We start from the raw sequence: 14512 nt of genomic DNA on the forward strand, positions 1-14512 counted from the left end.
GTGGCCGTTGCCGCGACGCACGGCCGTTGTCCCCTGTGACCGGGGGTGCCGCCATGTTGCCGAGTGTCGAAGTCCAATGTCCCTACTGCGGCGAGCGCATCGAACTGCGCGTGGAGAATTGCGCCGAAGAGCAGCGTTACACCGAGGACTGCCCGGTGTGCTGCAAGCCCATGTACGTGGTCGTGGACATCGATGACGACGGCACGCCAATCGTGACCGTCGAATCCGAGGCCGGCTCCTGAACTGAGCCCGACGGTTGACCCGTGCGTTCGTAAAGGTTGTGTTGTGTTCAGCCAACGCACCCATCACTGAACGTGCTCCAAGCACTTAGCGCATCACGTTTTGGGGCTGCGGCTAGCGCGTCTGCGCGAGGAAGTGGTTAACACCACGTGGAGCCCGCGTCTGCCACAGGGGCGTCGTTCACCTGTGCGACGGCAAGGTTCGGGGCGTTCGGCTCCCCCACCGTGCTTCCCCCGCACGGGCCGATCATCCCTCCCGTTCCGCACATGGAGTTTCAATCGATGAAGACCCTTTCCCGCAAGACGCTGCTGGGTGCCGCGGCGCTCGCCACCGTGATGGCCGCCCCGCTGGCCTTCGCCCAGTCAACCGCTACCACCCCCGCCGCCGATGCCGCCGCGCCGGCTGCCACCAGCGCGCCGGCCAACGAAGCCGCGTCGAGCAACCCGGCTGCCACCGGCACCGCCCCGGGTGCGACCGTGTCCGCCACCGCCCCGGCCCGCAAGACCTGGGCCGAGCTGGACGCCGACAAGGACGGCAGCCTGAGCAAGACCGAGGCCAGCGCGATGGAAGCCCTCGCCGCCGTGTTCGACAAGGCAGATGCCGACGCCAACGGTTCCCTGACGGGCGCCGAGTACAAGGCCTACGTGGCCGCGGCCAACAGTGGTGCTGGCAAGCAGGCTGGCGGCGCGTCCAAGAAGTAAAAGACCAAGGACGCGGCTGGCTTGTTTTCGGGGGCGGTCTTCCCGCCGCCCCCTGTTTTTCGCCACACAACCACCACCCTCGGCACATGGGCCCGCGGCATACTGCACACATGCCCAACGCCGCTCCCTCGGTCCGACTGGTCGGCTTCGACGCCGACGACACCCTCTGGCGCAGCCAGGACTATTTCGACGAGGCCCAGGCTGAGTTCGAACGGCTGGTCGGCCAGTACGTCGACCTGCATGCGCGGGGTGCGCAGCAGCATCTGTACGAGATCGAGAAGCGCAACATCGAAGTCTTCGGCTATGGCGTGAAAGGCATGGTGCTGTCGATGATCGAGGCCGCGGTCGAGATCACCGGCCAGCGCATCAGCGCCGCCGACCTCCACCGCATCGTTGGCATGGGCAAAGACCTGCTGCGCCATCCCGTGGAACTGCTCCCCGGCATCCCCGAGGCGGTGGCGGCGATCGCCCGCGATTTCGACGTCGTGCTGATCACCAAGGGCGACCTGTTCCACCAGGAAGCAAAGGTGAAGCAGTGCGGCTTGGCCGACCGCTTCCGCCGCATCGAGATCGTCAGCGAAAAAGACACTGCCACCTACACCCGGCTGTTCGATGAGTTCGGCGTGGCGCCGTCGCAGTTCCTGATGATCGGCAACTCGCTGCGATCGGACATCGTGCCGGTGCTGGCGTTGGGCGGGTGGGGCGTGTACATGCCGTACCACACCACCTGGGCGCACGAGAACGAAGCCAGCGTGCCGACGCAGGACGCCGCGCGGATGCGCCGCGTGGCGGCCGCCGCCGAGCTCCCCGACGCCGTGCGCGCACTCGTGTCGCAGGCCAGCGGGTGAACGCTTCGTATACGCGCTACTGCATTCAGCCCACGCTGGGGCACGGTTAAAAACCGGTTCACTGGCACTTCTGCATCGTCGATCCCGTGGCCACCCATTGCGGGTGAGCCCGACGAAGGAGAAGTCACCATGACCATGCTTTCCCGCTGGCTTGCCCCTGCAGTCCTCGCCACCGGCCTCGGCGTGGCCGGCCTGTCCCCCGCGCCTGCGCAGGCGCAAAGCAGCAATGACTGGGCGCGCGTCATCGTCGACGTGGCCGATGTGATCTACCGCAGCGGCCAACCGTACTACCGCCATGGCAATTACGGCTACGACGATCGCCTGATCGTGGTACGTGACCGCTACGGTCGCCCCACCTATTACCGCCAGGTGCCGCGCGATTACCGTGCCGGCCCGCCGTACGGCAAGGCCCACGGCTACTGGCGCAACGGGCCGGGCAGCCGCGAGACGGCGCGTTGCGACAGCCGTGGTCGCTGCACCAGCAAGTACTACGACCCGCGTTACGACAACCGCTATGACCGGCGTTACGACAACCGTTACGACAACCGCTATTACAGCGACCGTTACGACCGTGGCGACCGCTACTGGGACGGTTATCGCTGGCGCGACCGCTGGGACGACTGAGGCACTGTGATGCGGATCACCGACGGCACCGGATCTCCGGTGCCGTCGTCGTTTGGGCGGGCCGCAGCGCTTGCCAGACCCGCGCCCGGTGATAGCCTTGCGGCAAGGAATCACCGCGAGGGTTTGCATGAGCCGGTTCACGCCAGGATGGGCGTTGGTTTTGCTGTTGGGGATGTCGCTGCCGGCGGCCGCGGCCAAGGGGCCGCAGGCGTGCACGCTGCGCTACACCCTGACCGGCTGGTCAGCCGTGTACAGCACCGCCACCGGCACCGGCAAGGTGACCTGCAACGGCGGACGCACCCTGACGGTAAAGATCCGCGCACGGGGCGCCGGGCTCAGTTTCGGCCGCCTTCGTACCATCGAGGGCCAAGGCCGCTTTACCGGCGTGTACCGGATCCGCGACGTGCTGGGCAATTACATGTCGGTGGATGCGCACGCTGGTGCCCACCGTGCCGGTTCGGCGCACGCGATGACCAACGGACCGGTGCGGCTGCGAATGGTGGGCAAGGGCCGGGGCTGGGATCTCGGCTTCGCGGTCAGCAAGGTGACGCTGAGCCAGTAGCGTCGTTGCCACGGCCCTCACCTCCGCCAACGGGGCTTGAATGGCTGCGCCCCCGCGTGGATGTTTCTCACCACGCGTTCATGCCGTGGTCGCCAGTATCCGTGCGGAACCTGATCGCCCGTGGCGCGCCCCGGTCGATCCACCGGGCCGGCTACCGACACCGGTCAACCATTCGAACACGGAGGAATCCGCTGATGCGTTCGTTCAAGCCCATGATCTTGGCGCTGGCCACCGCGATGGCCGCATTCACTGGCAACGCCAACGCGCAGGACTACAGCATCGGCTGGGACCCGCGCAGCGGCGACGTCTGGGTCGACAACTACCTCGGCGACGTCAACCGCTACGGCAGTCGCTACCGCGAGCCGTTCGTCAATGAGATGGTGCGCTACTACGGCGCGCCGCGTGACCTGGTCGTGGACCTGCTGACCACCCGCAACTGGGCGCCCGGCGATGTCTACTACGCCTGCTCGGTTGCGCAGGTGCTTGGCCGGCCGTGCCGTTACGTGGCCGACTACTGGGAGGAGCACCGCGGCAAGGGTTGGGGCGTAGTCGCCAAGGAACTGGGCATCAAGCCGGGGTCGGCCGAGTTCCATCGGCTGAAGAAGGGCTTCGTGCCCACCTACGACCGCTGGGGTCGCCCGATCTCGCTGTCGGACGACCTGCGCAACGACTTTCCCGCCCGCGGCAAGGGTCCGAACGGCAGCCATGCGCCCGGCCACTCGGCCAAGGGCAAGGCGCCGAGCGCGGCCGGCAATCCGGCGCACGCGGGCGGTCCGGGCAATGGCCCGGGCAAGGCGACGGGCGCGGGCGACCGGCACGGCCAGGCCAAGGGGCCGCCCGCCGGCAAGGGCCAGGGCGCGCAGGGCGGCCGTGCGGACGACCGCGGCCAGGGCAAGGCGCAGGGCCAGTCCGGCAAGGGCGGCCAGGGCAAGGGCCAGGATGACGACAAGGGCAAAGGGAAGGGCAACGGCAAAGGGTAAGCTGGGCGGGTGAACACGACGCCCGCACCCTCGCCCCTGATAACGCACCGCGGCGGCTGCCATTGCCGCCGCGTGCATTTTGAAGTCGATGCCCCGGCCGTGCTGCCGGTGATCGAGTGCAACTGCTCCATCTGCCGCATGACCGGGTTCCAGCATCTGATCGTGCCGGCCACGCGCTTTCGCCTGCTGCAGGGCGCCGATGCGCTGACCGAATACACCTTCAACACCGGCACCGCGCACCATCTGTTCTGCCGGCACTGCGGGATCAAGAGCTTCTACGTGCCGCGCAGCCATCCCGACGGATTCAGCGTCAACGCGCGTTGCCTGGACCCGGGAACTGTCGAGCGGCTCGACGTCACCGCGTTCGACGATGCCGATCGCGAGGCCGCTACGGCCGCAATCGCGCACCTGTCGCGAGCCTGACGCGGCGACAGGAACTAACGGGGCACCAGCCGCACGTCATCGACGAAGGCGCCGGACTTGTCGGCGTCGTATTCGCGGAACCAGAGCCGGTCGGCGCCCGTGCCGACGACCACCAGCGCCGTGGTCTCCCAGCTTGGCAAGGCCAGGCCCCCGCCCTCGCGGGCGATCACCGCGATGCGGGTGTCGTTCCAGAACACTTCGAAGGCGGTGCGCGCGGCCGAATAGCCCGGTCGCGGCGATTGCAGGAAGGACAGGTCGTACGAGGTGCCCGCCACGGTCACGATGTCCTGATAGACGGCATTGGGCGCGCTTTGCATGGCATCGGTCTCCATGTGGCTGTTGCCGTCTCCCGAGGGCACGCCGGCCACACTCCGGAATACCTCGACGCTACCTGCGGTGTTGCTCCAGCCAAGCAGATTGCTGACCCGCCAGTTGTTGCCGTCGGGGACGCTGTTGACCTCGAAGCTGCCGTTGACCACCAGGTTGATGGCTGCGGGAAGCACGTCGTCGTTGGTGATGGTGCAGGTGGCGCTGTCGCCGGCGGCCAGCACGATGCTGCTGCAGCCCGACAGGCTGGCGGCGTACCCGGGCACCGGTGGCTCGCTCACGTTGTAGGTGCCAGCCGGCACGCTGAGCACGTTGCTGCCATCGCCTTCGAACGCGACCGGCGCCGCCCCGTTGACGGAGAAGCTGAAGTCCGACGCTGCCTTGCTTCCGCCGTGGTCGTTGATCACCACCTTGGTGATGGTCAGCGTCGCGGGTGGGGGAGGCGGCGGTGTCCCACCGCTCCGGGCCACCAGGCGCACGTCATCGACGAAGGCGCCGGACTTGTCGGCGTCGTATTCGCGGAACCAGAGCCGGTCGGAGCCCGTGCCCACGACAACCAGTGCCGTGGTCTGCCAGCTTGGCAAGGCCAGGCCACCGCCCTCGCGCGCGATCACCGCGATGCGGGTGTCGTTCCAGAACACTTCGAAGGACGTGCGCGCGGCCGAATACCCGGGGCGGGGAGACTGCAGGAACGACAGGTCGTACGAGGTGCCCGCCACGGTCACGAAATCCTGATAGACCGCATTGGGCACGCCTTCGATGGCATCGGTCTCCATGTGGCTGTGGCCGTCGCCCGACGGCGCGCCGGCGACGTTACGGAATACCTCGACGCCACCGGCGGTGTTGCGCCACCCGAGCAGGTTGCTGACCCGCCAGTTGTTGCCGTCGGGGACGCTGTTGACCTCGAAGCTGCCGTTGACCACCAGGTTGATGGCTGCGGGAAGCACGTCGTCATTGGTGATGGTGCAGGTGGCGCTGTCGCCGGCGGCCAGCACGATGTTGCTGCAGCCCGACAGGCTGGCGGCGTACCCGGGCACCGGTGGCTCGGTCACGTTGTAGGTGCCAGCCGGCACGCTGAGCACGTTGCTGCCATCGCCCTCGAACGCGACCGGCGCCGCCCCGTTGACGGAGAAGCTGAAGTCCGACGCCGCCTTGCTTCCGCCGTGGTCGTTGATCACCACCTTGGTGATGGTCAGCGTCGCTGGATCAGGCGGCGGCGGTGGCGGCGGTGGTGGCGGCGGGGGCGGCGACACGCTCCGCGCCACCAGGCGCACGTCATCGAGGAAGGCACCGCTCTTGTTGGTGTCGTACTCGCGGAACGACAGACGGTCGGTGCCCGTGCCGGTGACCACCAGGCGCGTGCGGCGCCACGTGGTGTTGGCAAGGTCCTGTCCGTCGCGTGCGATAGATGTGATCCTCGTGTCGTTCCAATACACATCGAAGGCATTGCGCGCCGGCGAGTGGTTGGGGCGTGGCGACTGCAGGAACGAGAGGTCGTACGTCGCCCCGACCTGCGTGGCGATGTCCTGGTAGACGAAGTTGGGGCCGGTGTCGACGGCATCCGTTTCCATGTGCGAGTCGCCGGAGCCCGCGACGTAGCCGTTGCTGCCTTTCCATATTTCGATCACGCCAACGTTGCTGGCCCATCCGACGAGGCTCTTTACGTGCTGCATGCTCCCGTTGGGCACCGTGTTGACCTCGAAGTCGCCGTTGACCACCAGGTTGACGGGCTGGGTGGGCGTGTCATCGTGGGTGATGGTGCAGTTCCCGCTGCCGCCCGGGGCCAACACGATGTCGCTGCAGCCCGACAGGCTGGTCGCGTAGCCAGGCGTGGCCGGGCCTTCGATGTCGTACGTGCCGGCCGGCACGGTGAGCTGGTTGCTTCCGTCGGCCTCGAAGGCGATGCCCGGCGAACCGTTGACTGAAAAGCGGAAGTCGGAGGGCTGGTCCTTGCCACCGTTGTCGTTCACCACCACGGTCGCGACCGTCAGCGTGGCCGCGGGCTCGGGCTGGATGTTGATCCGCATCATCGCCGCTTCCGACGGCACTCCCTGCCGGTCTATCAGGAAGACCATGTAGTAGCCGGGTGGCGTGTCGAAGATATTGGGTGGCAGGCTGGCCTGCAGCTCGCCCGCCCCCACCGAGAAGGGCAGCTCCAGGAAGCGCTGGTCCATGTCCACCGAGTGGGTAACCGAACCGGACTTCACCAGCGTCACCCGGGCTATAGAGGAGGGCACCGGCGTGCCGATCCGGAACGACCTCCCCGGGTCGACCGTCATCGGCGCCGAGGCGATCACAGGCCGTGGCGCAGGCGTGCCATCGGCCTGGAACAGATAGGGCGGGTAGTAGATCTCGGCGTTTAGGTTGAGCTGGGGTCCGTTGGCGCCGCCGCCCATGGTGAGCACGGTGCCGTCCCGCAACAACAGCGCGGCGGAATGGTAAAGCCGCATCTGCCGGGCGGTTGCGCCCAGCGACCACGTGTCCGTCGCGGGATCGTAAATTTCGCTGGTGTAGGCCACCCCGTTGACTGGATCGTTGTCCGCGGTGCTGCCGCCGGACAGGAACACACGGCCGTCGGGCAGGGCGGTGGCGTTGGCCCAGTGCCGGCGATGGGCCGGGGGGGTAATCGCGCTGATGTCCGTCGTCGCCATGTCGATCAGGTGCGCGTCGGGGCTTGCGGCCAGTTCGTTGTAGCCACCGCCCACCTGCATCACCAAGCCCGGCTTGACCATCACCGAGGTCGACGTAGACCCCGTATCGGTGTTGTTGAAGGGCCGCAGCTGCATGATGGCGCCCGGTCCCGACGCGTCGACGCGGTAGATGCGGTTGCCCATGATGCCGAACACGGTGCCATCGGGCGCGAGGAAGTTGCGCGGGTACAGCTCATCGATCGTGCCGGTCGGGGCGCCGGTCAGGAGCCGGAACTCGCCGGTGCCGGTACGCACCTCGGGGTAATCGCCGCCCCCAGTTCCGCCTTGAAGATATACCTCGCCGTTGGGCAGCATGGTCGACGAGGCGTACCAGCGCGGGCGGTGCATCTTGCCCGTGCGGATCAACGTGTTGTCGGCAGGGAAGAACACATTGCTGTCGTCGTTGGGTAGCAGCGAGGCCGCATTGCGACTTGGGTCCAGGATGTCGCCGCCCCACATCTCGACGGTGCCATTGGGCATCAGCAGCTGGGTGTTGCAGAAGATGTCGACCGCGCTGGTGTTGGGCAGCGTGGTGTGTGATTCCAGGCCCAATCCCAGCTGTGGATCCCAGACGTCGTAATCGAAGTACCCGGTGCGCACGCCCGTGGTGGTGCTGCCGTACGTCAGCACCCGTCCGTCGGGGGTCAGCACGGCGTGGATCGCCACCAGGGGCCAGTCGACCACGGGGGAAAACGTGCCTCGTACCGGATCACCGCTGGCAGGCAGGGCGGTGATTGCGCCGATCGGGTGCGTGGTCTCGAACGCCGCCAACGTACCGGCGTCACCGGAGAACACCTGATTTCGCCGCGCATCATTGGGTTTCGCCGCCGCGAACGCGTACTCGCCGCTCTTGGGTGCGTATACCAGCGCGGTGCCATCGTCGCTGGACCAGGTGCCTGAACCCAGCAGCGCCTGCACGGTGGCCCATGCAGCCACACCCGCCAAGGCGATCAAGGCGCCGGCCACGAGTCCGCGATGCCGTGGCGTGCGTAGGACAGGCATGGTGTCGCTCCTCGTGTGCCGGTCCGATGGGCGGCCATTCACACCCCTGTAGTTGAATCCAACGTAGGCCGCGACTGGCAGGGGACGGGGCCCGGGGCCCTCGGGGGGGTTAACCCGCGGATTTGGTGCGGCTGGAGTTTCAGCGGACAATGGCACCCACGCCTTCCTGCATGTTCCTCCTGCACCGCCCAGCCAGGGCGCGTGCGGTCTCTGGAGTCATGCCCCCAAAGTGATCGCCCCCGAGATGCCCGCCAACAGGACAGGACAGATCCCCCCGGAAGCACTGAGGCTTTCGGTGGCCCCGATGATGGACTGGACCGACTCCCACTGCCGGGTCTTCCACCGCCTGCTGGCCCCGCATGCGCGCCTGTACAGCGAAATGGTGCACGCCAACGCGGTGATCCACGGCGATCGCGCGCGCCTGCTGGCGATGGACCCGATGGAGCACCCGGTCGCGCTGCAGTTGGGCGGCAGCGAGCCGGAACTGCTGGCGCAGGCCGCGCGCATTGGCGCCGATGCCGGCTTCGACGAGATCAACCTCAACTGCGGCTGCCCCTCCGACCGCGTGCAGGCCGGCCGCTTTGGCGCCTGCCTGATGCGCGAACCGGAATTGGTGGCCGAATCGGTGGCGGCGATGGTGGAGGCGTGCGCGTCGCTGGATCGCCACGTGCCGGTGACGGTGAAATGCCGCCTGGGCGTGGACGACGACCACGACTACGACCGTTTCCGGGCTTTCATCGACCGGATCGCCGACGCCGGTTGCGGCATGTTCATCGTGCACGCGCGCAATGCCTGGCTGCAGGGCCTGTCGCCGAAGGAGAACCGCGAGGTGCCGCCGCTGCGCTACGACTGGGCCTACCGGCTCAAGCGCGAGCGGCCCGACCTGCAGATCATCGTCAATGGCGGCATCGCCGTTGCCGAGGAAGCCACCGCGCACCTGCAGCACACCGACGGTGCCATGCTTGGCCGCGCCGCGTACCACGTCCCCTACCTGCTGCACCGCTTGGACGTGGCGTGGTTCGGCGGCGGACTGCGCAGCCGCGCCGAGCTGCTGCGCGCCCTGCGCCCCTATGTCGAGGCGCAGCTGGCCCGCGGCGTGTTCCTCAAGCACATCACCCGCCACCTGCTCGGCCTGTTCGCCGGCGAGCGCGGTGGTCGCGCGTTCCGGCAGATCCTCAGCGAAGGCGCGCACAAGCCGGGCGCGGACTGGGCGCTGGTGGAGCAGGCCATCGCCATCACCGAGTCGTTCGCCCAAGCCTAGCGCGCCCTGCACGCCTCAAACCCCCACGCACAGGACTGCCCATGATCACCCGCGACGCCACCGCCTTCCTTGCCTTCGCCCGCGGCACGGCCCCGGACTTCGGTCCCGCCACCGCACGCGCCGCGTTCCTGGTCGCACCGGATGGCTTCACGCTGGCCGAGCAGTCGGCGCAGGACAACCGCTACATGGCCGATGCCGCCGCCTTCGACGCCGCGCGCGCCTCCGCCCAGCACCGCGACCTGCACCGCGCTTTCGCCAGCGCGCTGCCCACGGTGTGCTTTGCCGGCAATCCCGACACCCCCGACGCGCTGTTTCCCAACAACGTGTTCGCCACCGGCCGCCCCGATGCCGCCGCCCAGCCGCACGGCGCGCCGCGCTACGTGGTCGGCCGCATGCGCCACGAGGTGCGGCAGCGCGAGGCCAACCGTCCCGACATCCGCGGGTTCTTCGCCACGTTGGGCTACCAAGAGGTCGACCTCTCCACCCAGCCGCACCCGGCCGAACTGACCGGCGCGCTGGTCATCGACCGCGCCCGTGGCCTTGGCTTCGCCGGCCTGTCCGAGCGCTGCGACGCCGAAGGCGCGCGCCTGATGCACGAGGCGCTGGGCCTCCGCGCCACGTTGCTGTTCGATCTGGCGGAGGGCGAGTACCACACCAACGTGGTGCTGGCGGTGCTGGCCGGCCGCGCCGCGGTGATCTGCCCCAAGGGCTTCGCCGACCCGGCGGCGGTGGACGCCATCGCCGCCCTCTACGCTCCGCACGCGCTGCTGTGCACGCCCGAGGAGCACGCTGCTTTTGTCGGCAACTGCATCGCCCTGACCCCCGGCCGGGTATGGATGAGTGCCGGCGCCGGCCGCGCCCTGACCCCGGCGCACCGCACCCAACTGGAGGCGGCGGGCTTCGAGGTGGGCACGGTGGAACTGGACGCGATCGAGGCTGGCGGCGGCTCGCTGCGATGCTGTGTCGGCGAAATTTTCTGAGTTGCCCCATGGGAGGGGGCTGGCGCCGGACGCCAACGCAGTCCATCCTGAATGGAGGCCGCAGCGTGAAGGAAAAGTTCAGACCGGATTCACCGCCTCGTTCCAAGAATGGCGTCAACCCGGTCGATCCGGACCTTCGCCTCACCTGCCCACAGGTTCTGGGAGTGCCATGACCCGCCCCGCCGTCCGTCTCGCCTCGATCGCCCTTTCCTTCGCCGCCCTGGTGGGCGCGGGCGACGCCATGGCGCAGCTGCGCGGTGTGTTGCCCGAGCGCGTGCCCGTGGTGCAGGACATGGGCCGAGGCCCCGAACGCGACGACGACCGCCGCCCGCAGCGCGAGCATGACCGCCGCGGCGGCAATGCCGCGTTGGCCGAGGCGGTGCGCCGCGTGGAGCGCCGCACCGGCGGCCAGGTGCTCAGCGCCGAGCGCGTGCCGTACGATGGCCGCGACGTCAGCCGGGTCAAGGTCGTCGATTCCAGCGGTCGCGTTCGCGTGTACATGGAAGACCAACCCGGGCGTGGGCCCGACCCGCGTACACGTGGCGACGACGACTGACGCCGCACAGTAGCGCTTTGGCAGGGATCGGCGTGTGACGCCGAACCGCCGCAACCGACAGCCGGAAACAGGAGTTCCCATGCGCATTTTGCTGGTCGAAGACGAAGCCCCGCTCCGCGAAACCCTGGCCGCGCGCCTCAAGCGCGAAGGCTTCGCGGTGGACGCGGCCCAGGATGGCGAGGAAGGCCTGTACATGGGCCGCGAGGTCCCCTTCGACCTCGGCATCATCGACCTCGGCCTGCCCAAGATGTCGGGCATGGAACTGATCCAGGCCCTGCGCGCCGAGGGCAAGAAATTCCCGGTGCTGATCCTCACCGCCCGCTCGAGCTGGCAGGACAAGGTCGAGGGCCTGAAGCAGGGCGCCGACGACTACCTGGTCAAGCCGTTCCACGTCGAGGAACTGCTGGCGCGCATCAACGCCCTCGTGCGCCGCGCCGCTGGCTGGAGCAAGCCGACCCTGGAATGCGGCCCCGTGGTGCTGGACCTGGCCGCGCAGACGGTCACCGTCAGCGGCGCCAACGTCGACCTCACCAGCTACGAGTACAAGGTGCTCGAGTACCTGATGATGCACGCCGGTGAACTGGTCTCGAAGGCCGACCTGACCGAGCACATCTACCAGCAGGATTTCGACCGCGACTCCAACGTGCTGGAGGTCTTCATCGGCCGACTGCGCAAGAAGCTGGACGCGGACGGCAACATGAAGCCGATCGAGACCGTGCGCGGCCGCGGCTACCGATTCGCGATTCCGCGATCGGGTGACTGATAGCGGTACCTCCCCAGGCCGTACCATTGGCGCTAGCCATGTGGGCGTGGGGACAAGGGGTTCTGGGGGCACGGATTGAGCTGGAGGCAACCGCTATCCCTGCAGGCGCGCCAGGTGCTGGTGGCCAGTCTTGGACTGGTCGCCTTCCTCGCGTTGGCCGGCTACGCGCTCGACCGCGCCTTCCTCGAGACCGCCAAGGGCAACCTCCGCGAGCGCATGCGCAGCTACGCATTGGCCTTCGCCGACAGCGACTTCGCCCGCGACGGCACCTTCATCCCGCCGTATGACCTGCCCGACCCGCGCTTCGAGCGTCCGGGCAGTGGCCTGTATGCCGAAGTGGTGTTCCCCAACGGCCACTGGGACTCGCCGTCCTCCATCGGCCCGCTCCTTCCGGAGGGGCGCATGCTCAAGGCCCAGGAGGAAGTGTTCGAAGGCCCGCTGCCGATCACCGAGATCAGCGGCGCCAAGGGCGAGGCCTACCGCTACGGCCGCGGCCTGATCTGGAGCCTGGAAGGCGGCAAGGCGGCCGAGTTCGCCTACACCGTGTACATCTTCGAAGACACCACGGCGCTCAGCCGCCAGGTGGAGGTATTCCGACAGGAACTGTGGCGTTACCTCGGCGGCGCCGGGATCATCCTGCTGCTGCTGCAGACGGTGATCCTGCGCTGGAGCCTGCTGCCGCTGCGTCGCGTGATCCACGAGCTCAAGCGCGTGCAGCGCGGCGCCGCCTCGCGCATGAGCGAGCGCCATCCGCGCGAGCTGGAGCCGCTGGCCGAGAGCATCAACGCCTTCATCGAGAGCGAGCGTGAGAACCTGGACCGCCAGCGCAACACGCTGGCCGACCTCGCCCACAGCCTGAAAACGCCGCTCGCGGTGCTGCGCGCGCGCGTGGACAGCGATGCCAGCGAGGCCGAACTGCGCGACGAAGTGAACACGCAGGTGGGGCGGATGAGCGACCTGGTGTCGTACCAGCTGTCGCGTGCGGCGCGCTCGGGCCATGCGCTGTTCGCCGCACCGATCGCGATCGAGCCGCACGCCGAACAGATCGTGCGGGGGCTGGAGAAGGTGTACACCGCCAAGGGCGTGCTGTGCGAATTCGACGTGGCCGAGGGCGTGCAGTTCTACGGCGAGCCAGGCGACCTGCAGGAGCTGCTGGGCAACTTGCTGGAGAACGCGTTCAAGTGGGCGCGCTCCCGCGTGCTGCTGACGGTGCACGTGGGCGAGACGGCGTCCAACCGCCGCCCCGGCCTGGTGATCGCGGTGGACGACGACGGCCCGGGTATCCCGGAAGACAAGGTGGCGCTGGTGCTGCAGCGTGGCGTGCGTGGCGACGAGCGTGTGCAGGGCCACGGCATCGGCTTGTCGATCGTGCAGGACCTGGTGAAGGGCTATCGCGGCACGCTGGACGTGCGCCGGTCCGAGGAACTGGGTGGGGCGCGGTTCGAGGTGGTGTTGCCGCCGGGGTTGTAAGGCTCAAGCGAACGGAGGCGGGCCATAGAAGCGCGTCAGATGATCCGCCGCCGCGGGCATTGCCGCGCGCAAGGTGTGCGGGTCGCTGAAGTGGTATTCGCTCAGCACCGCGAAGAATTCGTCCGGCGCTTCGGCGGCATACGGATCGATCGTGGTTTCGCGGCCGGCGTCGATTTCGACGCAGAAGTCATCGTAGGCGGCCTGGAAATCGCGGGCCCATTCGCGCTGCCATTCGCGCGGCAGGGCGGGGGTGCCGTCGAGTACGCCGTCGAGCACGTCGAGCTTGTGCGCGATCTCGTGCACGGCCACGCAGTAGCCGGCGCGCGGGTCCGCGCAGTCGGCCACGATGTCGGCCCACGACAGGATCACCGGGCCGGCGTCCCAGGCTTCGCCGATCAGTTCGTCGTCCCATTCGTGCATCACGCCGGCGGCGTCGACGTGGCTGCGGTTCACCCGGAAGGCGTCGGGATACACGATCAGCTGCGACCAGCCATGCAGCCCCTCCGCGCCGAATTCCAGCAGCGGCAGGCAGCACAACGCGGCGAGCATGCAGCGCTGGCGGTCGTCCAGCGTCAGGCCATCGACCGGGGTGATGGTCTTCTCGTGCAGGAAGCGCGCTGCGAGAGAGGCAAGTGAGGCCTGGCGGGCGGAGGGCAGCGCGTACACCCACGGCAGGGCTCCGGCTGTGGCCCGCCACAGGTCGTCGGGGATGGGTGCGGGGCCGCCGCGGAGGCGGCGCAGGAAACCAATCACGAGGCTAACGGGTTGCGACTGCGGGAACCGCCGGTCGCTCCGTCAGCGGAACATGCCCGGCAGGAAGCTGTGCCAGCGGGGCGACTGCATCCGCGCGGGGGCATCGCCGTGCACGCTGGGACGCGGCTTCGCGGGCTTGGCCGTCGACGGATAACGCGGTGCATCGGTCTGGGGCGCGCGCTCGTCGTCCTGGCTGCTGCAGGCGCCGTTGGCGTCGGCATGCTTGACGTCGCGCGCGGCGGCCGTCGCGCTGGCCAGGACAAGCAGCATGAGCAGGCTGGTACGGAGCATGCGATTGGCCTCGGCCGGCGGGAAGGGGATAACCGGGCGAC

Annotated in this window: 15 protein-coding genes; 12 read left to right on the plus strand and 3 right to left on the minus strand. The window is 68.4% G+C overall.

Annotated elements, in window-relative coordinates; all coding sequences use genetic code 11:
* The first annotated feature begins 53 nt into the window (after nt 1-53).
* The 7 genes from AC3ARF_RS01650 to AC3ARF_RS01680 all read left to right on the plus strand — a co-directional run bounded on the left by AC3ARF_RS01650 (nt 54) and on the right by AC3ARF_RS01680 (nt 4378).
* On the plus strand, nt 54-242 hold the full coding sequence (locus tag AC3ARF_RS01650) for a CPXCG motif-containing cysteine-rich protein (protein WP_498929699.1): 189 nt from the start codon (nt 54-56) through the stop codon (nt 240-242).
* A 279-nt stretch (nt 243-521) separates the two neighbouring features.
* Nucleotides 522-941 (plus strand): EF-hand domain-containing protein, encoded by a 420-nt coding sequence (locus AC3ARF_RS01655; RefSeq protein WP_498929701.1) that lies wholly within the window; start codon nt 522-524, stop codon nt 939-941.
* Between the two features lie 110 nt (nt 942-1051).
* A complete protein-coding gene (locus AC3ARF_RS01660; RefSeq protein WP_498929702.1) occupies nt 1052-1789 on the plus strand; it encodes an HAD family hydrolase in 738 nt (245 codons plus the stop codon).
* 129 nt (nt 1790-1918) lie between these two features.
* Nucleotides 1919-2413, plus strand: coding sequence for a hypothetical protein (locus AC3ARF_RS01665; RefSeq protein ID WP_498929704.1), 495 nt, complete (start codon nt 1919-1921; stop codon nt 2411-2413).
* Nucleotides 2414-2540: 127 nt separating this feature from the next.
* Nucleotides 2541-2975, plus strand: a complete 435-nt coding sequence (locus AC3ARF_RS01670) for a hypothetical protein (protein ID WP_498929706.1) — start codon at nt 2541-2543, stop codon at nt 2973-2975.
* A 194-nt stretch (nt 2976-3169) separates the two neighbouring features.
* The gene (locus AC3ARF_RS01675; protein WP_498929707.1) at nt 3170-3955 is read left to right on the plus strand and encodes a hypothetical protein; all 786 of its coding nucleotides are present in this window, start codon (nt 3170-3172) and stop codon (nt 3953-3955) included.
* A 9-nt stretch (nt 3956-3964) separates the two neighbouring features.
* On the plus strand, nt 3965-4378 hold the full coding sequence (locus AC3ARF_RS01680) for a GFA family protein (RefSeq protein ID WP_498929709.1): 414 nt from the start codon (nt 3965-3967) through the stop codon (nt 4376-4378).
* A 14-nt stretch (nt 4379-4392) separates the two neighbouring features.
* On the opposite strand, the gene AC3ARF_RS01685 is transcribed toward AC3ARF_RS01680, so the two are convergent.
* Entirely contained in the window at nt 4393-8397 is a 4005-nt protein-coding gene (locus AC3ARF_RS01685; RefSeq protein ID WP_498929711.1) for a galactose oxidase-like domain-containing protein, read from the minus strand.
* Between the two features lie 244 nt (nt 8398-8641).
* On the opposite strand from AC3ARF_RS01685, the gene dusA reads away from it, so the two are divergent.
* From dusA to AC3ARF_RS01710, 5 genes are all read left to right on the plus strand, one after another.
* Entirely contained in the window at nt 8642-9658 is a 1017-nt protein-coding gene (gene dusA / locus AC3ARF_RS01690; RefSeq protein WP_498929713.1) for a tRNA dihydrouridine(20/20a) synthase DusA, read from the plus strand.
* A gap of 41 nt (nt 9659-9699) precedes the next feature.
* Nucleotides 9700-10638, plus strand: coding sequence for an arginine deiminase-related protein (locus tag AC3ARF_RS01695; protein WP_498929715.1), 939 nt, complete (start codon nt 9700-9702; stop codon nt 10636-10638).
* A 169-nt stretch (nt 10639-10807) separates the two neighbouring features.
* Complete coding sequence (locus tag AC3ARF_RS01700) at nt 10808-11194, plus strand: PepSY domain-containing protein (RefSeq protein ID WP_498929717.1); 387 nt, start codon at nt 10808-10810, stop codon at nt 11192-11194.
* Nucleotides 11195-11273: 79 nt separating this feature from the next.
* Nucleotides 11274-11957, plus strand: a complete 684-nt coding sequence (locus AC3ARF_RS01705; RefSeq protein WP_036138860.1) for a response regulator transcription factor — start codon at nt 11274-11276, stop codon at nt 11955-11957.
* Between the two features lie 75 nt (nt 11958-12032).
* A complete protein-coding gene (locus tag AC3ARF_RS01710; RefSeq protein ID WP_498929719.1) occupies nt 12033-13427 on the plus strand; it encodes an ATP-binding protein in 1395 nt (464 codons plus the stop codon).
* Nucleotides 13428-13430: 3 nt separating this feature from the next.
* Here the strand turns inward: AC3ARF_RS01710 and AC3ARF_RS01715 are convergent, their stop codons facing one another.
* Both AC3ARF_RS01715 and AC3ARF_RS01720 read right to left on the minus strand, forming a co-directional pair.
* Nucleotides 13431-14180, minus strand: coding sequence for a M90 family metallopeptidase (locus AC3ARF_RS01715; protein WP_498929721.1), 750 nt, complete (start codon nt 14178-14180; stop codon nt 13431-13433).
* A gap of 42 nt (nt 14181-14222) precedes the next feature.
* Complete coding sequence (locus tag AC3ARF_RS01720; protein WP_498929723.1) at nt 14223-14471, minus strand: hypothetical protein; 249 nt, start codon at nt 14469-14471, stop codon at nt 14223-14225.
* Nucleotides 14472-14512 lie beyond the last annotated feature (41 nt).

Source organism: Lysobacter sp. KACC 24251 (genome assembly GCF_057747755.1).